Origin of the sequence: Pandoraea cepalis (assembly GCF_902459625.1) — a bacterium.
In the GTDB taxonomy this organism is placed as follows: Bacteria; Pseudomonadota; Gammaproteobacteria; order Burkholderiales; family Burkholderiaceae; genus Pandoraea; species Pandoraea cepalis.
In genome coordinates, this window is record NZ_CABPRY010000002.1 from 207,374 (window position 1) to 229,771 (window position 22,398).

General features: G+C 65.3%; 21 protein-coding genes and 1 tRNA gene. 8 read left to right on the forward strand and 14 right to left on the reverse strand.

Annotated features, from left to right (window positions below; genetic code table 11):
• Window positions 1-18: 18 nt before the first annotated feature.
• Together PCE31107_RS05820 and PCE31107_RS05825 are read right to left on the reverse strand one after the other, a co-directional pair.
• Entirely contained in the window at window positions 19-687 is a 669-nt protein-coding gene (locus tag PCE31107_RS05820) for a protein-L-isoaspartate O-methyltransferase family protein (protein WP_130027019.1), read from the reverse strand.
• Between the two features lie 60 nt (window positions 688-747).
• Window positions 748-1,434, reverse strand: a complete 687-nt coding sequence (locus tag PCE31107_RS05825) for a TetR/AcrR family transcriptional regulator (RefSeq protein ID WP_150550595.1) — start codon at window positions 1,432-1,434, stop codon at window positions 748-750.
• A 98-nt stretch (window positions 1,435-1,532) separates the two neighbouring features.
• On the opposite strand from PCE31107_RS05825, the gene PCE31107_RS05830 reads away from it, so the two are divergent.
• The 4 genes from PCE31107_RS05830 to PCE31107_RS05845 all read left to right on the forward strand — a co-directional run bounded on the left by PCE31107_RS05830 (window position 1,533) and on the right by PCE31107_RS05845 (window position 4,223).
• Complete coding sequence (locus PCE31107_RS05830; protein WP_174966564.1) at window positions 1,533-2,315, forward strand: SDR family NAD(P)-dependent oxidoreductase; 783 nt, start codon at window positions 1,533-1,535, stop codon at window positions 2,313-2,315.
• 5 nt (window positions 2,316-2,320) lie between these two features.
• Window positions 2,321-2,584 carry a YkgJ family cysteine cluster protein gene (locus PCE31107_RS05835; protein WP_130027016.1) on the forward strand — a complete coding sequence of 88 codons (264 nt, stop codon included), beginning with the start codon at window positions 2,321-2,323 and terminating at the stop codon, window positions 2,582-2,584.
• Window positions 2,585-2,652: 68 nt separating this feature from the next.
• On the forward strand, window positions 2,653-3,294 hold the full coding sequence (locus tag PCE31107_RS05840; RefSeq protein WP_150607126.1) for a DUF1439 domain-containing protein: 642 nt from the start codon (window positions 2,653-2,655) through the stop codon (window positions 3,292-3,294).
• Between the two features lie 86 nt (window positions 3,295-3,380).
• Complete coding sequence (locus tag PCE31107_RS05845; protein ID WP_130027014.1) at window positions 3,381-4,223, forward strand: undecaprenyl-diphosphate phosphatase; 843 nt, start codon at window positions 3,381-3,383, stop codon at window positions 4,221-4,223.
• A gap of 48 nt (window positions 4,224-4,271) precedes the next feature.
• Here PCE31107_RS05845 and trmB read toward each other — a convergent pair whose 3' ends face one another.
• The 7 genes from trmB to PCE31107_RS05880 form a co-directional block, all read right to left on the reverse strand.
• Entirely contained in the window at window positions 4,272-5,072 is an 801-nt protein-coding gene (gene trmB / locus PCE31107_RS05850; protein WP_246181733.1) for a tRNA (guanosine(46)-N7)-methyltransferase TrmB, read from the reverse strand.
• Between the two features lie 286 nt (window positions 5,073-5,358).
• Window positions 5,359-6,243 (reverse strand): DUF2894 domain-containing protein, encoded by an 885-nt coding sequence (locus PCE31107_RS05855; protein WP_150607130.1) that lies wholly within the window; start codon window positions 6,241-6,243, stop codon window positions 5,359-5,361.
• Window positions 6,236-6,904: an OmpA family protein gene (locus PCE31107_RS05860; protein ID WP_130027011.1), complete on the reverse strand. Its 669-nt coding sequence runs from the start codon at window positions 6,902-6,904 to the stop codon at window positions 6,236-6,238. The genes PCE31107_RS05855 and PCE31107_RS05860 overlap by 8 nt, the downstream gene beginning before the upstream one ends.
• Window positions 6,901-9,927, reverse strand: a complete 3,027-nt coding sequence (locus tag PCE31107_RS05865; RefSeq protein ID WP_150607132.1) for a DUF802 domain-containing protein — start codon at window positions 9,925-9,927, stop codon at window positions 6,901-6,903. The genes PCE31107_RS05860 and PCE31107_RS05865 overlap by 4 nt, the downstream gene beginning before the upstream one ends.
• Window positions 9,908-10,705: a DUF3348 domain-containing protein gene (locus PCE31107_RS05870; protein ID WP_150607134.1), complete on the reverse strand. Its 798-nt coding sequence runs from the start codon at window positions 10,703-10,705 to the stop codon at window positions 9,908-9,910. The genes PCE31107_RS05865 and PCE31107_RS05870 overlap by 20 nt, the downstream gene beginning before the upstream one ends.
• 117 nt (window positions 10,706-10,822) lie before the next feature.
• A complete protein-coding gene (locus tag PCE31107_RS05875; protein ID WP_246181734.1) occupies window positions 10,823-11,839 on the reverse strand; it encodes a glycoside hydrolase family 191 protein in 1,017 nt (338 codons plus the stop codon).
• Between the two features lie 76 nt (window positions 11,840-11,915).
• Window positions 11,916-11,989, reverse strand: a tRNA-Gly gene (locus tag PCE31107_RS05880).
• Between the two features lie 333 nt (window positions 11,990-12,322).
• Between PCE31107_RS05880 and PCE31107_RS05885 the strand changes: the two genes are divergently transcribed.
• The gene (locus PCE31107_RS05885) at window positions 12,323-13,111 is read left to right on the forward strand and encodes a deaminated glutathione amidase (protein ID WP_150607136.1); all 789 of its coding nucleotides are present in this window, start codon (window positions 12,323-12,325) and stop codon (window positions 13,109-13,111) included.
• 91 nt (window positions 13,112-13,202) lie between these two features.
• On the opposite strand, the gene PCE31107_RS05890 is transcribed toward PCE31107_RS05885, so the two are convergent.
• The 3 genes from PCE31107_RS05890 to PCE31107_RS05900 form a co-directional block, all read right to left on the reverse strand.
• Entirely contained in the window at window positions 13,203-15,119 is a 1,917-nt protein-coding gene (locus PCE31107_RS05890; RefSeq protein ID WP_150607137.1) for an EAL domain-containing protein, read from the reverse strand.
• 357 nt (window positions 15,120-15,476) lie between these two features.
• On the reverse strand, window positions 15,477-15,668 hold the full coding sequence (locus tag PCE31107_RS05895; protein WP_017234820.1) for a hypothetical protein: 192 nt from the start codon (window positions 15,666-15,668) through the stop codon (window positions 15,477-15,479).
• A 380-nt stretch (window positions 15,669-16,048) separates the two neighbouring features.
• Window positions 16,049-16,825 carry an NAD(P)H-dependent oxidoreductase gene (locus PCE31107_RS05900; RefSeq protein ID WP_150607139.1) on the reverse strand — a complete coding sequence of 259 codons (777 nt, stop codon included), beginning with the start codon at window positions 16,823-16,825 and terminating at the stop codon, window positions 16,049-16,051.
• A gap of 106 nt (window positions 16,826-16,931) precedes the next feature.
• Between PCE31107_RS05900 and PCE31107_RS05905 the strand changes: the two genes are divergently transcribed.
• The gene (locus tag PCE31107_RS05905) at window positions 16,932-17,825 is read left to right on the forward strand and encodes a LysR family transcriptional regulator (RefSeq protein ID WP_217425188.1); all 894 of its coding nucleotides are present in this window, start codon (window positions 16,932-16,934) and stop codon (window positions 17,823-17,825) included.
• Between the two features lie 3 nt (window positions 17,826-17,828).
• Here the strand turns inward: PCE31107_RS05905 and zapE are convergent, their stop codons facing one another.
• Window positions 17,829-18,863, reverse strand: a complete 1,035-nt coding sequence (zapE, locus tag PCE31107_RS05910) for a cell division protein ZapE (RefSeq protein WP_150607143.1) — start codon at window positions 18,861-18,863, stop codon at window positions 17,829-17,831.
• A 232-nt stretch (window positions 18,864-19,095) separates the two neighbouring features.
• Here zapE and PCE31107_RS05915 point away from each other — a divergent pair, with 232 nt between their 5' ends.
• Window positions 19,096-19,953 carry an arylamine N-acetyltransferase family protein gene (locus PCE31107_RS05915; protein WP_150607145.1) on the forward strand — a complete coding sequence of 286 codons (858 nt, stop codon included), beginning with the start codon at window positions 19,096-19,098 and terminating at the stop codon, window positions 19,951-19,953.
• Between the two features lie 126 nt (window positions 19,954-20,079).
• Here PCE31107_RS05915 and PCE31107_RS05920 read toward each other — a convergent pair whose 3' ends face one another.
• Window positions 20,080-21,318, reverse strand: coding sequence for an MFS transporter (locus tag PCE31107_RS05920; protein WP_150607149.1), 1,239 nt, complete (start codon window positions 21,316-21,318; stop codon window positions 20,080-20,082).
• Between the two features lie 98 nt (window positions 21,319-21,416).
• On the opposite strand from PCE31107_RS05920, the gene PCE31107_RS05925 reads away from it, so the two are divergent.
• Window positions 21,417-22,397, forward strand: a complete 981-nt coding sequence (locus PCE31107_RS05925; protein WP_246181735.1) for a LysR family transcriptional regulator — start codon at window positions 21,417-21,419, stop codon at window positions 22,395-22,397.
• Window position 22,398: the final 1 nt, after the last annotated feature.

Here is a 22,398-nt window from a genome sequence, read left to right on the forward strand (position 1 = left end):
TTTGGGTCGCGGCCCAGCTCAGAACTTGAAGCTGGACGGCTTCGTCGCGACCAGATAGGCCACTTGCGTCTCGAACAGGTTTTCGCGGCGGTATTCGGTCTCGGACACGCGCGTGATGAGCACGGCTTCCATGACCGGGCTACCCCCGATGAACGCTGCCAGACGGCCGCCAACCTTGAGTTGATCGAGGAACGCCTGCGGCAGTTCGACCAGCGCGCCCGAAATGGCGATCACGTCGTAGGGCGCGGCGGCGCTCCAGCCTTGCGCGCCGTCGGCGTTGACGACTTCCACGTTGGTCACGCCATTGGCGCGCAGCGTCTGCTGGGCCGTCTGGGCGAGATTGGCGTCGAACTCGATGCTCGTCACGTGGTGCGCATTGTAGGCCAGCAGCGCGGCCATATAGCCCGACCCCGTGCCGATTTCAAGCACGTTCTCATGCTTCTTCGGCGCGAGCGCTTGCAGAATGCGCGCTTCCACACGCGGAAACATCATGTGCTGGCTCTTGTCGGCAATCGCTGCGCCCGGCAGCGGCAGTTCGACGTCGGTGAACGCGAGTGCGCGCTGGGCCGTCGGCACGAATTCCTCGCGCTTGACGAGCTTGAGCAGATTGAGCACTTCTTGGTCGAGCACATCCCAAGGACGGATCTGCTGCTCGATCATGTTAAAGCGGGCCTGTTCGTAATTCATTTCGATTACCGTGGGTAGTAGGCAAACACAACCCGGCATTTTACCAGTTCCGGGCGGTAGTCATGTTACTGCGTGAACTTTTGTCGCCGCGACGTCGTCGGCCGCCCTGGCCACGCGATGCAGATAGGCGCCGCACATCGTCGCCATCTGATCGGCGATCTGGCTGGCGAGCGTCGCATAACAGGTGCCTGCGGGCGCGCGATTCTCCAGAATCGCCTTGATGGGCCCGGTCATCGAGTTCAGGAACACGAACGCGACGGTCTCGGGATCGTCGAAATGCGCGTTTTGCGCCGTTTTCAGCATAGCGACGACAGCCACGTGCATGCGCGTGGACGCCCCCGCAAACACTTCCCGCCCATCGAGATCTTCCGAGAGCCGGTACAGCGCCTGGGCTTCTTCGATGTCCGTCATCTTCGCGCCGACATACGCCTTGGCGAGCGTCTGCGCCATCGTTTCCAGCGGCTGGGCGTGCGAGGCCAGACAGGTCGCCTCCACCGTCTCGACGATCCGGTCGATGTGCCGCCCGAGCACCGCATAGAGCAGCACCTGTTTGTTCTGGAAATACTGGTACAGCGTGCCCACCGACACGCCCGCCCGTTCGGCCACACGCGTCGTGGTCAATTGACGCCCGCCATCGAGCAGCAAAACCTGAAGCGCCGCTTCGAAAATGGCGTCGATGGTGACCCGCGAACGCGCCTGCTGCGGCGTCTTACGGGGCGTTGCGGGGCCTCGGCTGTCAGGTTTCATATGCGAATGGAAAAACTGAAGGATTCTTCATAAACTCGATGCTAACAAATTTGCGTGCGGCCGGGCGCAACACGACAGGTCAATCGACGGGAGCAGGGATGAAACGGGACGCCATCGAGAATACGGTGCGCGCGGATGCCGAACGCCATCTGGGACGTGTGGCGCTGGTCACGGGCGCGACCCGGGGTATTGGGCAGGAAGTCGCGCGGGGGCTGGCCGAGGTGGGCATGACGGTGCTGGTGGGCGCCCGCGAACTCGCGAAGGGCGACGAGGTGGTCGAGCCGTTGCGCAAGGCGGGTTTTCAGGCAGAGACGCTCGTGATCGACCTGCTGCAGCCCGAGACGTTGCATGCGGCGGCCTATCGGATTGGCCGCTACTACGGTCGACTTGACCTGCTGATAAACAACGCGGGCGTGACCGATCCGCGCGACGACGCGCCTGAGAAAGCCTCCATCGAAGCCGTCGAGCGGGTGTTCGCGACCAATTTCTTCGGCACCTTGCGCGTCACGCAAGCCATGCTGCCGTGGCTCGCGCGCTCCGCGCGGGCACATATCGTCAATGTGTCGAGCGGCCTGGGCTCGCTGGCGCACAACAACGATCCGGCGTGGGAGCATGCGGCGTTCCGGCAGATCGGGTTCAACGCATCGAAGGCGGCCTTGAACATGCTGACGGTGCAGCTCGCGCAAACCTTGCGTGAGACATCGATTACGGTGAATTCGGTCGATCCGGGCGCGCCCGCGGATCTGACGGTCGATGCGGCCGGCAAGCGTGCGCGGCAGGGGGTGGCCCAAGGCGCGCGCAGTGTGCTGACGCTGGCGCTCGGCGAGCGCGGGCCGGTGACGGGCGGCTTCTTCGACGGCGCGGGCCGCTTGCCGTGGTGAGCGTCATGCAGTGTCGTCCTCACTGCGCGGCCTGCTGCATCGCGCCTTCCATCTCGACGCCCATTCCCGGCATGCCGAACGGCAAGCCGGCGAACACCCGTTGCGTGCAACTGGACGACGAGGACCGTTGCCGGATTTTCGGCAGCCCGCTGCGTCCGGCGGTCTGCGGATCGTTGCAGCCCTCGGCCGAGATGTGCGGGAACGATCGTGCGCGGGCCATTGCCTGGCTAACGCAGCTCGAAACGATGACCGCGCCGGCGACGCCGTAGTGGCGCGCCGCATGCGAATGCTATAGTCGCGCGTGTCGGGCGCCGGGCGCCCAGTCGCGGACTTTGTCATGCCGGGTAGTGCTCATCCAGATCAGCGAATTCGTCAGCAGTGCGATGGGCTTGCGTCGCAGGACATCTCGTGCTTCCCGTGCCGCCTCACGCGCCGCCGTTGGCTGGCGCTTACCGGCGCGACGGCGCTTGCCGCCGGGCTGGCTGCCTGTGCGGGGTTGCCGTTCGGCAACGACTACACCTTCTCCGAAAGCCAGTTGCAGCGCGCGCTCGAACGCAAGTTTCCGTTCGACCGTCGCGTGCTGGCGGTGCTCGACGTGAACCTCTCGCATCCGCGTCTGACCTTGCTGCCGGAGCGCAATCGTCTGGCGGTGTCCGTCGACGCGACGGTGACGCATCCGTTCGGTGGCGCGCCGCTCACCGGCACGCTCGCCATCGACAGTGCGCTTGCGTACGACCCGGCGACGATGTCGATCGTGTTGCGCGATCCGGAAGTCGAGACGTTCACCATCGACGGATTACCCGAGCGCTGGTCGCGCCAATTGAACGCCGCCGGGGCATTGATTGCGACGCAATTGCTGCAGGACGCGCCCCTCTACAAGTTCAAGCCCGAGCAATTGAGCATCGGCGGCGTGGCGCGACAGCCGGGCGCGATCACCGTGCGCTCACATGGCGTGAACGTCAAATTCGATGACCGCTGACGGGGTCGTCCGACGCGGACTGCCTCATCGCGCTCGCTACCCGTATTCCCCTATTCGCGATTCGCAATTTCTCAGGAACTCATTGCATGGACTTGTTGCTGGCGTTCAAAGCGCTCATTCTCGGTGTCGTGGAAGGTCTGACCGAGTTTTTGCCGATCTCGTCGACCGGACACCTGATTTTGGCGGGCAGCCTGCTCGACTTCAACGACGAGAAAGGCAAGGTCTTCGAGATCGTGATTCAATTCGGCGCCATTCTTGCGGTGTGCTGGGAGTATCGCGAGAAGATCGTGCAGGTCGTGGCCGGCCTCGGCAGCGATGCCAAGGCGCGTCGCTTCGCGGTGAACGTGATCGTCGCGTGCCTGCCCGCCATCGTGCTCGGCCTGTGGCTCGGCAAGCACATCAAGGCCGCGCTGTTCAACCCCACCGTCGTCGCCACGGCGTTTATCGTCGGTGGCGTGGTCATCCTGCTGGTGGAGCGGCATAACCGTCGCAACACCGAAGCGGGCAAGCGCCCGCGCGTCAATTCGATGGACGACCTGTCGGTCGCTGACGCGTTGAAAGTCGGCCTCGCGCAGTGTCTCGCCCTCGTGCCGGGCACGTCGCGCTCAGGGGCGACGATTATCGGCGGCATGATGTTCGGGCTCGAGCGCAAGGTGGCGACCGAGTTCTCGTTCTTCCTCGCCATCCCGATCCTGTTCGGCGCGACCGTGTACGAGCTCTACAAGGCGCGCGCAACGCTGTCGGTCGACGACCTCAGCCTGTTCGGCATTGGCTTCATTGCCGCCTTCATCAGCGCCTTCATTTGTGTGCGCTGGCTGTTGCGCTACATCGCGTCGCACGACTTCACGGCGTTCGCCTGGTATCGCATCGTGTTCGGTCTAGTGGTGCTGGCGACGGGCTACAGCGGATGGGTGGTCTGGGCCGACTAAGAAAAAGGGGCACCGTGTGGTGCCCCTTGTTGCCTCTTGCGACGCGTCTCAGCCGCGTTTGCGGAACACGAGGTCCCACACGCCGTGACCGAGGCGCAGGCCGCGATTCTCGAACTTCGTCACTGGACGATAGTCGGGACGCGGTGCATAGCCGTCCGCCGTGTTTTCGAGCGTGGGTTCGCCGCCGAGCACTTCGAGCATCTGCTCGGCATATTCCTGCCAGTCCGTTGCGCAGTGCAGATAACCGCCCGGCTTCAGGCGCGACGCGAGCAGCGCGACAAAGGGAGGCTGAAGGAGGCGGCGCTTGTGGTGGCGCTTCTTGTGCCACGGATCGGGGAAGAAGACGTGCACGCCGTCCAGCGAGCCTTCGGGCAGCATGTGCTGGACGACTTCCACGGCATCGTGCGCAATGATGCGAACGTTCGACAACGGCGTTTCGCCGATGCGCTTGAGCAATGCGCCCACCCCCGGCTCGTGCACCTCGACGCCAAGGAAATCGTCTTCCGGACGCAGCTTCGCAATGTACGCCGTGCCGTCACCCATGCCGAAGCCGATCTCGAGAATGCGAGGCGCATCGGCGCGCGCGAAGGCGGCGGGCCAGTCGAGCGGCTCAGGCGCGTAGGGCAGCAGGAACTGCGGGCCGAGGACATCGAACGCGCGCTTTTGCGCCTCCGAGCTGCGGCCGGCGCGACGCACGAAACTGCGAATGCGGCGCGGGTGCGCCACGTCGTTCGGGTCGACGTGTGTATCGTGGTCGCCCGTGGCGTTGGATTGCGGCGCGCCCAGGTCGGCGTCGTCGTCGTGGGCCGGGTGCGCGTCGTCAGCCGGCGGATGTCCGTGGTTCGTCATGGAAACAAAAAGCCGTCTGGGCGACGGCTTGTCGAGGAATGCTGCGGCGGGCGGCACATCCGGCATTGCGGCCTGATTCGGCACCCAACACGATGATTTTTCGAAAGTTTTTCCCGTGCCATGGCGGCGGGAACGGGCCCGATTATCTCCCGGAACGTCCTCCACTGGCAAGTTGACGTCGTGCACAGGCCAGGCAGGCGGCCCGCAATAAGCGTAGACGCATGGCACGAGGGCCTGGAATCTGTGCCTGCGACGTCAACCGACGCGGGCGATGTCCGCGCAGGCGTTAGCGCGTCTTCGTGCGCGACGGCTTGGCCGCCACGCGCGCCGCCGGCTTGTTGCCAAGCACGCCGGTGGTCTCCATATCTTCGAGCCAGGAGAGCGCGTCGGCGTGGCGCAGAAAGTGCCGCAGGTAGTCGGGCGAGATGTCGTGCATCAGCGACAGTGCGCGGTGTACCAGATGGCTGGAGTTGAGCGGTCCGGCGTTCTCCGGCACCTGGGCAAGCGACTGACGCAGATTGCCGTCGGTGCTCACTTTCGACCACGTCTCGCGGAAATATTCGAGGACGTCGAGGTCGTCGAAGGCATCGTCGGTGGTGATGACCGTCGGTGTAAGCGCCACGGGGGCGGGCGGCGCGACGGGGCGTTTCGGCGGTGCCGTGGTTCCGCTGACCGGCTGAACGGCATCGGTGGTGCGGGTGCTGGAGCCATCGCGCAGCGTCTGGCTCGGCGGTGTTGCGGCCTTACCGGCGTGAGACGTCGTCGGCGGCGGCGCGGACCGTTCACGGGGGGGGGCCACGCGTTGCGCAATGCTCGCCGTCAATTCCGCAAGCGGTGAGGCGAGACGTTGTGTCGTCGGGGCAGCATCATCGGCGGACGCGGGCGATGCGTGAGATTCGGCGGATTCGGCGGATTCGACAGATTCGGCGCCGGCTGCGCCATGCGCCTGCGCAAACTCGTCGACGAGTGCCGTCAAACGTTCGTCGAGCACCCGTCGCACGTCGCCACGAAAGGCACGGCTGCGCAGCGCCAACGCCTCGATGCGATGAAAGCGCACCGGGTCTCGTTTGTCGGCCCCGTGCGCCCGCCATGCGGCGAGTTGCGCGGACAACGTGTCCGTTGCCTCGTGCGCCTGCGCGTCGCCAACCTTGGCGTGCATCGCGTCACGCATGGGGCTTGCCCGCGTTGCTGGCGCTGCTGCGTGGCATCGGCGCGATTTCCACGCGGCGGTTCTTCGCGCGACCGGCCTCGTCGCTGTTCGACGTGACGGGTTGTTCCGAGCCAAACGCCGCGGAGAAGACCGACGACGGCGGCACGCCCGCGGCGATCAATTCGCGCGTAACGGTGAGCGCACGCTGGGCCGACAACTCCCAGTTATCGGCAAATCGCCGGTTCGTTTCTCGCACCTGTTGATCGTCGGTGAAGCCGCTGACCATGAGAATCTCGTCGCTCGCGCGCAGATAGGCGGCCAGCGGGGTCGCCAGGCTGCGCAGCACTTCACGCCCCTGCGGTTGCAACTGGTCCGAGTTCAGCGCGAAAAGCACATTGCCGCTGATGCCGATACGGCCGTTCACCAGTGTGACGCGTCCGCCCGCGAGGGGGCCGGCCAGCGCTTTCTCGAGCGTCTCGCGGCGTTGCGTTTCGGCTCGGCGCTCCTTGACCTCACGATCGAGCTTGGCGGACAGTTCGATCTGCACGCCGATCACGCCGAGCATGATGAGCACGAACGCGCCGAGCATCACCGACATCAGGTCGCCGAAGACGGCCCATGTCGGCGCTGCCGCACCGACCTCGCCGCTGTCCCCGATGTCCGCGTCGAAATCGTCTCTCATGCTGCCGCGCTACCCGGTTGCGAGCGCATCTGCGCCAGTTCCTGAAGGTTTTCGAGGATCTGCTTCTGCGACATCACGCTCAGCTCCACGACCTCGCGTGCCTGCGCAACGTAATAGCCGAGTTGTTCGTCGCTGCGCGCCATCGACTTGTCGAGCGCGGCTTCGATGCGTTGCAGATGGTCGAGCAGTTGCGAGTTAGATTCGCCGAACGATTGCACGGCGGCCCCGAAGGCGTCGCCCAGGCTCGCGATTTCCACCGCGCTGCCGGTGACTTGCGCCGAGGCAGCGGTGAGCTTCTCCGTTTGCGCGGCGATGGCGTCGCCCAGATGCGTACCGGCACGTTCGAGCAGGTGTGCGGACGTCGTCACGAGGTCGTCGACCGCGGCGCGTTGCTCGTTGCCCGCGAGCTTGACGGTGTCGAGCAGCGTGCCCAGCGTGTCGAGCAGACGTGAGCGCTCTTCGAGCATGGCATTGTCGCGCACCATGCTGTCCGAGAGTTTCTGGCGCAGCTCGCCGATGATCTCGGCGGCGGCCTTCGGCGCCTCGGACGCGGTCTGCACCAGACGCGAAATTTCGGCGAGCGTGTCGCTGGCGTGGGCGCGCGTCTGTTCGGACATCTCCAGCGCGGTGCGCGCGAGCGTGTCGCAGATGGCCTGTTGCTGGCTGGCGCTGTGCTCACCGACCTGCTGCCATTCCGAGCGCAGCGTGGCGAGCGTGCCTTCGAGCGTTTGCGTCCACGCGGACAGGCGTTGCGTTTCGCGCTCGGCCGTGGCGTCGTGATGGGCCGCGTTGGCTTCCTGAAGCGCTTGCAGCAATGACGCGCTGTGGTCCGTGAAGACGCTGGTCGTCGCGGCCACGAGTTGCTGGTTGCCGTCGGCCAGCCGTTCGCTCGTGCGCGCGTGCTCCGCGATCGCGTCGCGCCACGTTTGCGCGACGTGGGTCGACGTTGCATCCATCTGCGCCGAGACGCTTTGCAGCAATTGCGAAGCGCGTGCCTCGAAGGTGTCCGCAAAGCGGGCAAGCGCGCTCGCCAGATCGCGGGCGAGTGCGTCATTGGCGGACTGCTGCGCGGTGAGGGCTTGCTTCCACTCGCCGGACACGACGCTGGCCGTCTCCGACACGCTGTGCATCGCGCCTTCCGTGCGCAGGCTCACGCCATCGATCAGATGCGCCGAGCGTTGCTCGAAGGTCTCGGTGAAGCGCGCGAGTGCGGCGCCGAGTTCGGTATTCAGCGCGGCGTTGGCTTGCTGTTGCAGGGCGATCGATTGATCCCACGCCTGGGCGACGCGCTCATGCGCGCCGCTGACGTTCCCGCTGGCGGCGTCGAGCTTGGCGGCCACGTCGCCGAGCAATGCCGTGGAGCGGGCTTCGAACGTCTGGGCGAAGCGTTCCAGCGCGGTGCCGAGGTCTTGCGTCAGGGCGTTGTGCGAGCGCTGCTGCTGGGCGAGGGCTTGCTCCCATGCTTGGGCGACGGTTGTCTGCGCCGTGGCGATGCTGCCGGTCGCATTGTCGAGACGCGAGGCGACGTTGGCCAGCAGGTCGGTGGAGCGGGTCTCGAAGGTCTGGGCGAATTGCGCAAGCGTGGCGCCGAGATCCCTGGCGAGCGCATCGTTGGTCTGTTGCTGTGCCGCGAGCGAGGTTTCCCACGTTTGTGCAACGCCGGCGTGCGAGGCGCTCACTTGTCCGGCTGTGGTTTCGAGACGCGCGGCGACCTCGTCGACGAGTTTGGCCGAGCGGGCCTCGAAGGTTTGGGCGAACTGGGCCAATGCGCCGCCGAGTTCCTTGGCGAGGGCATCGTTGGTGCGCTGCTGCGCGCTGAGCGACGTCTCCCAGGTTTGCGCGATACCCGCATGCGCGGCGCTGACGTGTCCGGTCACGGTTTCGAGCCGGGCGGCGACGTCGTCGACCAGTCGGGATGAGCGCGTCTCGAACGTTTGCGTGAATTCGCCCAGCGCGGCGCGCAGATCAGTGGCGAGCGATGCGTTGGTGCGCAACTGGGCGTCGAGCGAATCCGTCCAGACGTTTGCCACGCGGGCGGTGGTGGCCTCGAAGCGATCCGACAGGCCGTCCATTCGATCCTGCATGGCGGTGGACACGGTCTGGTGCCACGCGGCCGACTCGCGCGCGAGGCTGGCCATCGTCGCCTCGACCTCGGGGCGGATGGCGGCACTGGCCGCGTTGGCCGTCGTTGCCACGCTGTCCTTCAGGTACTGCTGCATGGCGCCCGTGAGTTGCGCGTACGAGGCGTCGGTCTTGGCGTGCAGGGCGTCTTGATTCGCGACGAGCCGTTCGCCAAGCGACTGACTCTGGCGCTCCATGGCGGCCATCATGTCCTGCAGACGGTCGACGAGGGCGGGCATGACCGTCGCCTGCTGTTGAAGCAATTGCAGCGTGGTGTCGCGCTGATGCTGTCGCGAGAAGCCGCGCAGCGTCGTGACGATGCGCGCGTCGAGCGATTGCACGACCTGGGCGCGTTGCTTGCGGGCGAGCGCGGCGAGCAGGCCGAGCATCGCGGACGTGGCGACCCCGGCCACCGACGTGCCGAACGCAAAGCCGAGGCCTCGGACGGGTGACGCGAGCGAGGCGCGGATGGCTTCGAGATCGGTGGCGCCTTCGAGCGCGAGACCGGTGCCGCGCAAGGTGGCGGCCATGCCGAGGAAGGTGCCGAGCATGCCGAGCAGCACGAGCAAGCCGACCAGATAGGGCGTGAGGGCGGGGCCGGGCAGGCCGACGCGTTCCCCTTCGACGCGCAGACGCACGGCGGTGCGCAGGCCGGCCGGCAGCGTGTCGAGCCACGACGGCAGCGACGCGGGGGGCGAATTCAGGCCGGAGACGGCGTTGGCGAGAGCATCCGTGGCTTGATGGAAGCGTTTGAGTTCGAGGGCGCCGAAGAGATAGACGGCGGCGATGAGCAGGGCGACGGCCAGCGCGAGCGGGTTGGTGCCTGCATAGCCGATGGCGATCCAGCCGACGACGGCCAGGCCTGCGACAAAGGCGACGAGATCAACGAGGTAACGGGTCATGTTGTCCGGGTTCACTAACGTTTTCGCCGGGGGGCGCCGAGGCGAGGGCGGCGATCAGCCCTTCGATCGGTTCGAGGCGTATATCCAGTTCCGCGAGCAGGATGCTCTGCATGTCCCGGTGAAAGGTGTCGAGCCATGTGCCGGCGGGCGCGAGTGGCGGCGCGCCGGGCACGCGCGGGGCGGCCATGGCGGCTTGTTCCGTATCGCGCAGTCGCACGAAGTGCCCTTCGAGCAGATTTGGTACGCCGGCGAGAAGTGTGCGCTCACGGCCGGCCATCACGCGTTCCATGACGGCGTCGACGCTGGCGAGCCGTGCGGCGTGCGGCGCGCGGCGTGCCAACTGGCCGCGCAGGCGGGTGCGCAGGGCGCTGATTGCCGTATCCATCGTCTGTTGCGAGGTCGCGTAGCGTTGACGATAGGCGGGAAATTCCGCGAAGGACGCGGCTCGTTGACGCTCGGCGGCGCTCAGGGCGCGGATCTGCCCGCCGGGCGCGGCGGCCAGGCCGCAATCGCGGGCGATGGCGGCGGCGAGTTCTGCACGCACGCGTGCGAGTTCGCTCGCCGGATCGTGCGCAGCCGCGTGCGCGCCGGGCGTTGCGGCCGGCGGGGCGGATTTGAGGGCCGACGACAGGGCGATGGCGTCGGTCCAGCCCAGCCACTGGCTCATGCGGTCCGAGAGCGACGGCGCGGCCTCAGGTGGCGCGAACGAGCTCAAACGGGCCAGCGAGCGTATGAGTGTCGGGGCGCTGATAACGGGACGCCGGGGCACTTGCACCATTTCACTGGGGGGTCGAAAACCCAGCAGTTTACACTGCGCGCGGCCTTTCCCCGTCCTTCGTTTCCCCTTCGCTCGTTGTCAGCTCGTTCTTCGCCTTCTTCGCGCCCGCCCGTCGCCTCAGAAGCCCCAGTAGCACACCACGTTCTGGCCTGCGCTGGCGTCGCTCACTGACGGGCTGAAGCCGCGCGCCCGGCTGCGGGAGAAGACGATTTTCGCCTGGCGCGCGTTGCCGCATCCGCCGACGTAGTCGAGCGTGCCGATCCAGAGCTTGCGACCTTGCATGCCTGGGTGCTCCCGTGACCACGTCAGCAATTCGCGCTCGACGGCGGCGTCGTACGTTGGCGCGTAGACCTCCTCATGCGCGATGCCGTCGAGCAGAGACGCGAAGGCGACACCGCCGGTGAGGCCGTGGCGCGTTGCCGGGCCGGTGGCGTTTTGCATGACGAGGATCTTGTCGGGAAAGGCTTCACGCAGTTCGCGCACGAGGTCGAGCGCGCCTTGCTGGCAGGCGGCGTCACAGGGGCCGTTGTGGGTTCGCACGCCATGCTCGATCAGTTCGAGATTGTCGAGATAGAAGCCGTCGACGCCCTGCGCAATCAGCCGTGGCGCTACGTACGAGACGATGAGCTTGCGGTACGCCGGGTCGGACGGGTTCATCCAGGTCTCATCGCGGTAGCCGTCGTAGCGGCCCAGATGCGCGCGGCGATTGCGGCCGCAGGGGAGGAAGCCGGCGGGGGCGTGCTGCCAGTACGAACGAAAGCGCTCGCAGGCGCCGAGATTGAGATAACTGATGACGCGGTTCGTGCCGTCGGCCTTGAGTGTGGCGATTTGAGCGGGCGTGACGTTGCCTTGATCAGGGTCTGCGTCGATATCGATGAGGCGGAAGGTGCTCGCCATACGGGCGAGGTCGAGATGGGCGACGTTGCCGTAGTAGCTGACCCATGGGGCACCGATACCGATATCACGCCCGGTCGGTGCGGCGACGGCTGCCCGGGGCTGTGTGGGCGTTTGCGCGGACGACACCAGGGCCGTGAGAGCGAGGAGAACGCACAGAACGCAGCGCAGCCATGACATCGGGGCTCGCGCACGCTGTGGAAACCCTTGTAGATCGACCTGCCGGGCGTGAGTCGTCATGGATGCGATGGACGCAAAAAAGCCGTCTGCAAGACGGCTGATCGATGAGTGCTACGAGCGTTGCTGAAGAATGCTGTGGAGCGGGCGATGGGAATCGAACCCACGGCTCTAGCTTGGGAAGCTAGGGTATTACCATTATACGACGCCCGCGAAGGGTGCCATTCTACGCGGGGATTGTGGCGTTTGGCAATCCACGCGTTTTACCGGTGGGTACGATTCTGGGGTGAGGGCTGACCTGACTGGTTTTTTCGTACCGCTGGCGTCTAGAGATTTACGGCCCCTGAACCACGCCGTGAATCGTGGAGGCCGTGCCGCAGGCGATGCCGAGCGGGTGCCCCTTTCGCGTGGGGTGGCCTGATTGCCGAACTGGCATACTTAAGCAAAGTTGAGCCACTTTCCCCGTTTCCATGTTCTGGAATTCAGCCGAGCCGCGCCCCATCCTCCGCTTGGGCCTGAGTCGCATCCGTCTTGAGAGAGAAAGTCATGAAAGCAGCTATTGGACAATTCGCCGTTGCCGCTGACGCGTCGATCAACGCGCAGACCTGCCTGCAATGGATGGCCAAGGCACGCGCCGCCGGTGCCGACCTGCTGGTACTCCCCGAGGGCGTGCTGGCGCGCGACATCGCCGACCCCGACCTGGTGCGCCGCGCCGCGCAACCATTGGACGGCGAGTTCGTGACCACCTTGCGCGAAGCAAGTCGAGGCAACAACCTCACGACGATGATGACGGTGCACGTGCCCGCGACCGCCGACGGCAAAGTGTGGAATGTCCTGATCGCACTGCGCGACGGTGAAATCATCGCCGAGTACAAGAAGATCCACCTTTACGATGCGTTCTCGGTGAAGGAGTCGACGAACGTGGTCCCGGGTAACGAGGTACCGCCGCTGGTCGACGTCTGCGGACTCAAGGTTGGGCTGATGACGTGCTACGACGTGCGCTTCCCCGAACTGGCGCGACGCCTCACGCTCGATGGCGCCGACGTGTTGGTGTTGCCGGCCGCGTGGGTGAGGGGACCGCTCAAGGAGGCGCATTGGGAAACCCTGTGCACCGCGCGTGCGCTGGAGAACACGTGTTACCTGGTGGCGTCGGGGGAATGCGGGCCCCGCAATATCGGCGCAAGCATGGTCGTTGACCCGTTGGGTGTGATTGTCGCGCGTGCCGCGGAAGCGCCCGCCTTCCTGCTTGTCGACCTCGATCCGGCCCGCATCGCCGAAGCGCGCCGCTTACTGCCTTGCAACGAAAATCGTCGTTTCGCGGCGCCGCAACTTTAGGGCGTGTCGGGGCGGCTCAGCGCATGGCATGAACGGCTGACGTGCCGGGCAAGCCGAGTGACGATGTCGGCCATGTCGGACGAAGCCGCCATTACATCAACCGATTGCGCGCTTCGAGCAGCAACTGCACCGCCAACTTCCCCAGCACGGTACTTGGCGCGTGAGTATCGGGCACGCTCGGCACGCACGCCATCCATTCGGTCAACGCTTCGGCCGGCATCGGGCGCGCAATCGCATACCCTTGGGCGATATCGGCGCCGAGAATCACAACCGCCTCGAGCATGCCCTCGTCTTCGATGCCCTCCACCACGACGGCCTTGTTCAACGAGTGTCCCAGCTGGATCAACTGATAGGTGAAGCGCAGGGTCTCCAGGGGATCCCGACCGACAGCGCTCACAATGTCCCGGTCGATCTTGACCAGGTCGAACGGCACTTCGCGCAGACGCGTCAGACTGCTATATCCCGAACCAAGATCGTCCTCTGCCAACTGGATCCCCAGGGCTTTGAATTTCGCCAGCTCGTGCGATACGTCCACGCCGAGCGGGAAGGCATCGGTTTCCAGCACTTCCAGCGTCAACTGGTTTGGCGCGGCACCGCTCTTTTTGAGCGCCCGCTCCGTGACTTTGAAATAGCGGATGTCGCCGAGTGCACTCGATGGCAAGTTCACGGAGACGCTCAGCGGGAAACCCGCCCGCAGCCAGAGGCGGCGCTGCGACAGTGCCTGCTCGAGCCCGCGCTTGTATAGCGTGAGGAAGTCCTCGGACGACAGGGCCGGGAAGAATTCGCCAGGTGCCAGAAGGCGATCGCCATCCTGCAAGCGGGCCAATGCCTCCACCTTGGTCACTTGCCCTGTTTTGAGATCGAGCAGCGGTTGATAGTGGATCTTCAGCGCGTCAGTCCCGAGAAGCTTGGACCAACGCTGCCGAACGGTATAAGGCACGGTGCGGGTATTGCCGGCCAGGCGCTCGGTGCCGGCAATGGCGAAGCCCAGAATCGTCTGCAACAGGGAAACGAAGGCAATCTGATCGGCCCCGGTGAGTGCGCCGGGTAAGGGGCTGTACAGGTTCAGGATGGCGGCCGTGGGTTCGCCCGGCTGGTGCAGGGGAATCGCAATGCAGGAATGAAAACCGACCGGCAAGGCCGCGGCCCGCCACGGCACCATCTTCGGATCGTTCGCAATATTGAGCGAGCGCACCACATGGCCGCTGCGCCAGGCACGCCCCGTGGGCCCCTGACTGCCGGACGAATTGCCCACCGTGATGGGCGCCGTCTTTTCGATCCCGGCGAGATAGCGCTCAATGGTGCCGCCAGCCGCCAATTCGAAGCGAAACACCCCCTGACGATCTGGCCGGCCCACCGCACAGCCGGCGATCTCGTCATGTTCGCCCAGAATCTGGACCACCTGGCTGATCAGGTCGGTATAACTTTCCGTTCTCCACGCCAGCAACGTGACGCGCTGCAATACCTCATGACGGGAGATCTGCAGACGCTGATAGGCCTCGGCCTGCCAGGCGAGATCCTGGTTCATGCGCCGGCTCAGCAGGCATAGCGCCTCGCCATGCGCCGCTGTATCGATGTACTTGACGATGGCTTCGCCAAGGACCCCTCGGGCGCGAACCAGATCTTCCCAGTTGAGACCGACAATGGCATGCGTACGCCCTGCCCTGATGGCTTGCGCACGATGATCGGCAGCCGTTAGCGCAGGGGCCGAAAGTGCACATAGTCGGCGGGTCTGACGCGATTTGGCATACCGCATTTCCGCTGGCGTCAGGTGATCCAGGATGCGCTGGGACGCCGGCAGGCATGCAAGTCCATCGTGGAACTGGCTGACGATAGCTGCGGCGTGGCGTTGCACCTCTGCGAAGAGCGCCGTGAGTTGTGGCGTCCCTGCCATGCCGTACATCTCTCGTCCCTCGCTCACGGACGCGGGATCCTGAAGCGGGTGCCAGAACTTCTCGACGTTCGCTGAAACACCGGGAGATTGCATCTCGTCGTCTTGCGTGACCATGAACGTCGGCGGATCTGTGGTTTGCCTTGAAGGAATTAACGACCGGCAGTTGGAAATCCGCAGGCCGCGTCCAGCGACGAGCATACTGCACGGCCGGCCGCCATGCTACCGTGGTTTCACCTGACGATCCCAGCGGGGATCGTGGAAAATAGATGGCGCGCGGAGATGGATTGGCGAGAGCGCATCGTGCATGGAGCACCGATGGCCGCAAAGAGAGGGGGCCGGCAGAGGGTGCCGACAGAGCGCGCAGACACCTTGACACGCCGACACGCTGACGTGCGGCATGTCCTGGAGGCCGGCCGCGGCCATGGGGGCCGCATTGTCGCGGTAAGGCGCTAACGCGTTACCGCGTTGCGATCAGCACCAGGCGGGGACGTAGGCGGACCGGCAGTACGATCTGCCATACGGCGTCAATTCGAGGCGCTCGCCCACTCGGCAGACCAGTTCACGCGCCAGCAGCGCGTTAATGATGGCATCCGAAGGGGGGTCGTCATTGCGAATGACGCGATAAATGGCAGCGACTATGGCCTGCTTCGACAGCGTGAGCATTCGTGCTCCTGACATGGATGAGATAACTGCGAGCCGCGTTGACCGACGCACATTTCGCGTCGGGCCTGAGATACCCGCACATGGCTCACGAACAAGATCGGTCGCGTAGCGATGGGCTATTGAGTTGGGTGGGTTTGTCGATGCCTGCAACGCTTTTGGACCGTGCACCTCATCAAACGACGTAGGTCGGTTCTCGCGAAGTGATCGAATTCGCTTCGACCGACTGATTGAATCTCGCAAGGATCGAGGAGATTGACGCGGTGTGGACAAGCGTCAGACTTGAGATTCTCTTTGTCACTTATACGCGTGTTCCGCGCATCGCGCAATGCTTTGTGCCGCCGAACGCCCGCCGACCGTGGCATCCGACGACACGCCCCCTGTCAGCCGATATGCGCGGCAAACCCCGTCTGTCCGTTGGCGACGTTGTCCTTGAGCGTGAGCGCCGGAATGTCGTATTCGCCGTGGTTCTGCCGCCGATAGGGAATCGGCGCCGTCGTGGCGAGTGTATCGAGACGCTCGCCCAACTCGCGCTGAATCTGCGCAAAGCGCTCGGCGTCGATGCGTCCCGTCCGGAAGGCGACGTAGGGCGGCAACACGTCGAACCCTGGGTAGAACAACATCCCGTGCTGAATCGGGAACAGCACATCGTCAATGGGACCGTTGATGCCGCGATGGCTGTAGTGCGAGTCCCAGCCGCCGGTCGTCACCACGAGCATTGCGCGCTTGCCCGCCATCGACCCTTCGCCGTAGCGGTCGCCCCAATGCGTATTCGAGTGCTCGCCAACGCCATACGCGAAGCCGTAGGCATACACGCGATCAAACCATCCCTTCATGATCGCCGGCATCGAGAACCACCACAGCGGGAATTGCAGGATCACCGTGTCCGCCCAGCGCAGCTTTGCCTGCTCGCGGGCGATGTCGGCGCGCTGCGTGCCGTTCGCAAACGCATGCTTCGAGTCGAGCGACGCATGGAACGGCTCGCTCGCATTGCGTTGCGGCGCGTCATCCTCGTCAATGGTGCTCTTCCACTGCATTGCATACAGATCCGAGACTTGCACGTGGTGCCCGGCCGCTTCGAGTCGCTGCACTGCAAAGTCGCGTAATGCGCCGTTGAGCGAGCGCGGTTGCGGGTGGGCATAAACAATCAGTACATTCATTTTTCAAACTCCGTTGCGATTGGGTTCATTCGTTTCAGTGAACACATGCAGGTTAGGCGCACGGGAGGTATATTGGAAATGAATTCCTGATATGCCAGGTATAACGATGAATAATTTGCGACGTATCGATCTGAATCTGCTGGTCACGCTCGATGTTCTGCTTGCCGAACAGAACGTGACACGTGCCGCCGAGCGGCTGTACATGTCTCAGCCGGCGGTCAGTGTGCATCTGGCGAAGTTGCGCGATTTGCTCGGCGATCCACTGTTGCTGCCGGGGCCGCGTGGCATGCGCCCTACCGCGCGCGCAGAGGCGCTGCGCGAGCCGTTGCGCGATGCGCTTGAATCGCTCTCACGTGCCGTCTCACCCGCTGCGGCTTTCGATCCGGCCAACGCTGAATTGACCTGGCGTATTGCCGCCACCGATTACACGGAGTCGACCCTGGTACTGCCGGTGCTTCAGCGCCTGCGAGCGGCGGCGCCACGCACGCGCCTGGCGGTCTTCGATCTGTCGCCGTCGCGCGTTGCCCGGCAGGCGGAGCAGGGTATCGTCGATATCGCGTTTCACACAACGGATGGCGCACCACAGGGCTTGCGTCGCAAGGCCCTGTTCGCGGAGCGCTATGTTCTGGTCGGACGGCGTGGGCATCCGAAGCTCAAACGACGGCCCACGCTCAAGCAGTTCTGCGAGCTGGAGCACGTCATTGTGTCGCAGGACGGCGGCGGCTTCCATGCGAGCACTGACGATGCCCTCGCGAGGCTAGGGGCATCGCGGCGCGTCGTTCTGTCCGTGCCGCATTTTCTCTTCCTGCGATCCGCGCTCGCCAGCACGGATCTGGTGGCGATGGCCCCCGAACGCCTCGTTCGCGACGATACGGCGTTGCAGGTGACGCCGCCGCCCGTCGACCTGCCGGGCTTCGAGATCTCGATGTACTGGCACGAGCGTGTGCATCGCGATTCGTCGCATCAATGGCTGCGGGAATGCATCGCGAGCGTCGTGTGACCCTCAGCTCGGGCGAACGAGCGTACGGCGCTCGTAATCGCGCGATCCCATCTCGGCCAGACGGCTGATCGTGCGCGACAGATCGCGCCAGTCGCGCAGCGCATCGAGCGCGGGAATGAGCGGCATGTCGGACGCGATCAGCAACGTGCGTTGGCGGTCATAACAAATGTCGATCAGCCACAGGAATCGTTGCAGCGTGTCGGGGCGCTGGAGCCGTTCGACGCGCAGATCGCCCACGATCAAGGATGGCCAGCGCTCGGCAAGCGCAAGGTAATCCAGATGCGAGCGATGTGCGACGCAAAGGTCGTCGAAATTGGCCCACAGCACGCGCGCGCCTGCGCTTTGTGCCGGCAGTGCACGGCCGGCGATCGTCACCGTCGACGGATTTGACGCGGGTCGCCCCTCCAATTCGGCATAACGTAGCGGCAAGAGGTCGCGGGCTTCGTCGGGGGGTGCGATCCAGCGCGGTAGCCGTGCCGCTTCGCCGCCCATGCGGTAGTCGGTGGCGCCGTCGAAATGCACGACCGCGAAGCGTTGCAGAATCACGGCGATGGTCGGCTCGAAACGCTCGTGAAACTCGGGGTCCGGCAACAACTGCTGCGGCGCATAGTTCGACGTCAGCACCAGCCGCACACCCCGCGCCAGCGCGATGTCGAGAAATCGCCCGATCAGGAAAGCATCGGCAATGTCGTGGACGTGAAACTCATCGAAACACAGTAACGCGACGCCGTGGAGCCAGCGATTCGCCACCGCCAAGAGTCGGTCGTCGCATGCCGGTTCGCGCACGAGTTGCCGATGGATGTCGCGCAGGAATTCGTGAAAGTGCACGCGCCGCTTCTCGCACTCGGCGACGGCGAAGGCGGCGTCCACGACGAGGCTCTTGCCGCGCCCGGGGCGTCCGTAGCAGTACACGCCGTCGAAGGCCGGCCTGGCGGTCCCCAGCAGCGCGGTGAGCGCGGCGAGGGCGTCGCGTTGGCGAAGGTCGGGACGGACGTGGCGCTCAGCCAGCGCCCGCGTCACGCGCGCAATGTCGATCATGTAAAGCAGACTCCGGATAGCAGCAGCCGGCATACCCGGCCGGCCAATGGGGGCCACTATACCGACGCTGCGCGGTTCGGGCTAATTTGGACTGCGGTGCGAAATCCGCGAATTTCGGCATCGCCTGATCGCCCGCTCACCTCGTCGCCGTGACGGCATTGCGCAAAGACGCGGCGGATGCGCTAACGTATGGGCTCTGCGTAGGTCCGCATCCCTCAAGAGGACGTCAGGCATGTCTCATCCCTTCGATCCGGAACGCTATTTTCAGCGCATCGGCTACACCGGCCCGCGTGAAGCAACGCTCGATGTTCTGCGCGCCATCCACTCGCTGCATCCGCTGGCCATTCCGTTCGAGAATCTCGATCCGATTCGTGGCCAGCCGGTCGACGTCGATCTGCCGTCGGTCGTTGCCAAGTTGCTCGATGGCGGACGCGGCGGCTACTGCTTCGAGCAGAACGCGCTGTTCGCCAACGCGCTGACCCATCTCGGATTCGCGGTCACGCCCTTGATCGGCCGCGTCGTGTGGGGGCGCGCGTTTGATGGGGAAGCGCCGCTCACGCACATGCTGCTGCGCGTCGATCTCGACGGCGAGGCCTGGCTGGCCGATGTAGGTTTCGGCTCCGTCACGCTCACGGCACCGCTGCGTCTGCATTCGGCGCAACCCCAGTCGACCCTGCTGGAAACGTTCCGACTGGAGACGGTTCGCACGGAGGACGGCGGGCCACCCAGCGAGTACCGCCTGAGCGTGCGCTCCGCCGACAAGTGGTTGCCTGTCTATCGCTTTGCGCCGAAGCCCGCCGAGTGGATCGACTACAAGCTGGGCAATTGGTATACGTCGAGCGCGCCCGATTCCATCTTCCGGAATCAGCTCATTGTCTGCCGTGTGCTGCCGCTGGGACGCATTGCGCTGCTCAACACCACGCTGACGGAGCGCTCGGCGCAAGGCGACGTCGTGGCGCAAACCGACATCGCGTCGGCGGCGCAACTCGCGCTAGTGCTGCGGGAACGCTTCGGACTGAGGCTGGACGGCATCGATACCGACGCTTTGTACGACCAGGTGCGCGCCTGTGCCGCAAAGGCCGCCGGCTGAGCGTTGTCGGCGCCATGCACTCGCCCGGGGCTCCCTAATTACCCAACGCGCCAAACGACAAGGCCGCCTCCCGAGGGAAGCGGCCTGGGTATCTTTGTCCCGTCGTCGTCAGCGGCGGGCTATGCGTCAGTGCGCCGATGTCGTGCCGGGCCACAGTCGCACGGCGAGCGCGGCGAGGGCCGCCAGCGTGGCGAGCGATGCGACGCCCGTCCAGCCCCAGTGGGCCAATGCCTGCGCACCGAGTGCCGCGCCGATCGACATGCCGATGAAGACACCGACGAAAAGCACAGCGTTCAGGCGGCTGCGGGCGGCGGGCTCGATGCCGTACACGATGGTTTGATGCGAGACCAGCGCGACCTGCACACCCAGGTCGAAGCCGATGGCGGCCAGACCGATCAGCCACAGTTGGGCATGGGCGCCGAGCATGGGCGCTAACAGCATCGCGGCGAAGGATACGGCCACCAGGCTCGCCCCAAGACGGGTGACGATCTGCGGCCCCTTGCGATCCGCGATGCGACCGGCCAGCGGTGCGCCGAGCGCCCCGGCCGCGCCTGCCAGACCGAACGCCCCCGCCGCCGCCGCGCCCAGATGGAACGGAGCGTCGTGCAGCATGACGGCGAGCGTCGACCAGAAGGCGCTGAAGCCGACCGACAGCAGGCCCTGCGCCAATGCCGCCCGGCGCAGCGCCGGATGACGACGCCACAGGCCGGCCACCGAACCGAGCAATTGGCGATAGGTCATCTGCGTCGTCGGATGAAACGACGGCAGGCCGCGCCATGCCACCACGCCGAAACCGGCCACGCTGATGGCGGCGACGACATACATCGCCCGCCAACCGAAGTTCTGGGCCACGAAGCCGGACACCACGCGCGAGAGCAGAATGCCCAACAACAGTCCGGTCATCACGGTGCCGACGACTCGGCCCCGGATCGATTCGGGCGCGATCGCGGCCGCGGCGGGCACGATGTCCTGTGCCATCGTCGCGGTCAGCCCAATGGCCAGACTCGCGACGAGCAGCGTGCCAATGCCCGGCGCAAAGGCGGCCAGCAGCAGCGCGAGCGTGAGAATCGCGCCCTTGACGAGCACGATACGACGCCGGTCGATAATGTCGCCGAGCGGCACCAGCAGCAGAATGCCCAGCGCGTAGCCGAGCTGCGTGAGCGTCGGGACCCAGCCGACCGTCGTGTTGGCGGCGTGGATGTCGTCGGTCATGATGCCCAGCATCGGCTGGGCGTAGTACAGCGAGGCGACCGTCAGGCCGGTGCCCGTTGCCAGCAGCAGGATAAGCCGGGCAGACAACTCGGGCTGTGCTCGCGTGGCGGCTTGAGTCGCGCCGGCGGCGTTGGAAATCTGGGCAGAACGCATGGGGTGAGGCTCCAGTAGCAAGGTACGGGCCGTAGTGTCGCGCTTGGTGCAGTGCGGTGGTAGGCCTATAATCCGTACAACCTTTATACGTGCCACGTATGACAGAGCCCCTTCATCCCCCTGCCTTTGGTACTGATGGGCCCGCCGGCCGAGGCGGCGGCGCCGACCGCGTCGAGCTGATGCAGACGTTCGTGCGCATCGTCGAGGCTGGCAGTCTGTCGGCCGCCGCAACGCTGCTCGGCACCACGCAGCCGACCGTCAGCCGGCGTTTGCAGATGCTCGAACGCTCGCTGGGACTTCGCTTGCTGCAACGCTCGACGCATCGCATGAAGCTCACCGAGGACGGTGAGCGTTGCTTCGTTCGGGCGAAGGAACTGGTGACGAGTTGGGAGGCGTTCGAAGCCGATCTGCGCGGCACCGGCGACGACCCGGAGGGCACCTTGCGCGTGCTCGTGCCCCACGCGTTCGGTCAGGAAATGATGATCGGCCCGCTCGCTGACTTTCTAGAGCGCTACGCCGGGATGAAGGTGCATTGGTTCTTGCAGGACCGCGAGCCCGATTTCATTGCGGAAGGCATCGACTGCGCGATTCACGTGGGCGAACTGCGCGACCCGTCGAACGTGGCGATTTCGCTGACCGACGTGCCGCGCATCGTCGTGGCGTCGCCCGATGTGCTGCGCGGACATCCACTGCCCTCGCATCCCTCGGATCTCGCCTCGTTGCCGTGGCTCTCGCTCACCACGTTCTACCGCAACGACATCACGCTCACGCACGAACTAACGCACGAGACGGCCCGCGTCACATTCGATCCGCGCATGAGCACGGACAACCTCTATGCATTGCGCAGTGCCGCATTGCGCGGGTTGGGTGTGGCGGTCTGTTCGGCATGGCTGATGGCCGAAGACGTGGCGCAGGGGCGCCTGATCCAACTCATGCCGCCATGGCGCTCGACGGCCTTGCCGATGTACCTCCTCTACCCGTATGCGAAGTACTATCCGGCCCGGCTGCGCCGCTTCATCGAAGCGATGCGCGCGGCCATTCCCGCCGTGATCGACGCCGAGCAACGCAAGATTCGCTGAT

What these genes read in the sequence shown, in the direction of transcription:
- PCE31107_RS05820 (WP_130027019.1), bottom strand. Translation starts at nt 687, where the DNA reads ATGAATTACGAACAGGCCCGCTTTAACATGATCGAGCAGCAGATCCGT.
- PCE31107_RS05825 (WP_150550595.1), bottom strand. Translation starts at nt 1,434, where the DNA reads ATGAAACCTGACAGCCGAGGCCCCGCAACGCCCCGTAAGACGCCGCAG.
- PCE31107_RS05830 (WP_174966564.1), top strand. Translation starts at nt 1,533, where the DNA reads ATGAAACGGGACGCCATCGAGAATACGGTGCGCGCGGATGCCGAACGC.
- PCE31107_RS05835 (WP_130027016.1), top strand. Translation starts at nt 2,321, where the DNA reads ATGCAGTGTCGTCCTCACTGCGCGGCCTGCTGCATCGCGCCTTCCATC.
- PCE31107_RS05840 (WP_150607126.1), top strand. Translation starts at nt 2,653, where the DNA reads ATGCCGGGTAGTGCTCATCCAGATCAGCGAATTCGTCAGCAGTGCGAT.
- PCE31107_RS05845 (WP_130027014.1), top strand. Translation starts at nt 3,381, where the DNA reads ATGGACTTGTTGCTGGCGTTCAAAGCGCTCATTCTCGGTGTCGTGGAA.
- trmB (WP_246181733.1), bottom strand. Translation starts at nt 5,072, where the DNA reads ATGACGAACCACGGACATCCGCCGGCTGACGACGCGCACCCGGCCCAC.
- PCE31107_RS05855 (WP_150607130.1), bottom strand. Translation starts at nt 6,243, where the DNA reads ATGCGTGACGCGATGCACGCCAAGGTTGGCGACGCGCAGGCGCACGAG.
- PCE31107_RS05860 (WP_130027011.1), bottom strand. Translation starts at nt 6,904, where the DNA reads ATGAGAGACGATTTCGACGCGGACATCGGGGACAGCGGCGAGGTCGGT.
- PCE31107_RS05865 (WP_150607132.1), bottom strand. Translation starts at nt 9,927, where the DNA reads ATGACCCGTTACCTCGTTGATCTCGTCGCCTTTGTCGCAGGCCTGGCC.
- PCE31107_RS05870 (WP_150607134.1), bottom strand. Translation starts at nt 10,705, where the DNA reads ATGGTGCAAGTGCCCCGGCGTCCCGTTATCAGCGCCCCGACACTCATA.
- PCE31107_RS05875 (WP_246181734.1), bottom strand. Translation starts at nt 11,839, where the DNA reads ATGACGACTCACGCCCGGCAGGTCGATCTACAAGGGTTTCCACAGCGT.
- PCE31107_RS05885 (WP_150607136.1), top strand. Translation starts at nt 12,323, where the DNA reads ATGAAAGCAGCTATTGGACAATTCGCCGTTGCCGCTGACGCGTCGATC.
- PCE31107_RS05890 (WP_150607137.1), bottom strand. Translation starts at nt 15,119, where the DNA reads ATGGTCACGCAAGACGACGAGATGCAATCTCCCGGTGTTTCAGCGAAC.
- PCE31107_RS05895 (WP_017234820.1), bottom strand. Translation starts at nt 15,668, where the DNA reads ATGCTCACGCTGTCGAAGCAGGCCATAGTCGCTGCCATTTATCGCGTC.
- PCE31107_RS05900 (WP_150607139.1), bottom strand. Translation starts at nt 16,825, where the DNA reads ATGAATGTACTGATTGTTTATGCCCACCCGCAACCGCGCTCGCTCAAC.
- PCE31107_RS05905 (WP_217425188.1), top strand. Translation starts at nt 16,932, where the DNA reads ATGAATAATTTGCGACGTATCGATCTGAATCTGCTGGTCACGCTCGAT.
- zapE (WP_150607143.1), bottom strand. Translation starts at nt 18,863, where the DNA reads ATGATCGACATTGCGCGCGTGACGCGGGCGCTGGCTGAGCGCCACGTC.
- PCE31107_RS05915 (WP_150607145.1), top strand. Translation starts at nt 19,096, where the DNA reads ATGTCTCATCCCTTCGATCCGGAACGCTATTTTCAGCGCATCGGCTAC.
- PCE31107_RS05920 (WP_150607149.1), bottom strand. Translation starts at nt 21,318, where the DNA reads ATGCGTTCTGCCCAGATTTCCAACGCCGCCGGCGCGACTCAAGCCGCC.
- PCE31107_RS05925 (WP_246181735.1), top strand. Translation starts at nt 21,417, where the DNA reads ATGACAGAGCCCCTTCATCCCCCTGCCTTTGGTACTGATGGGCCCGCC.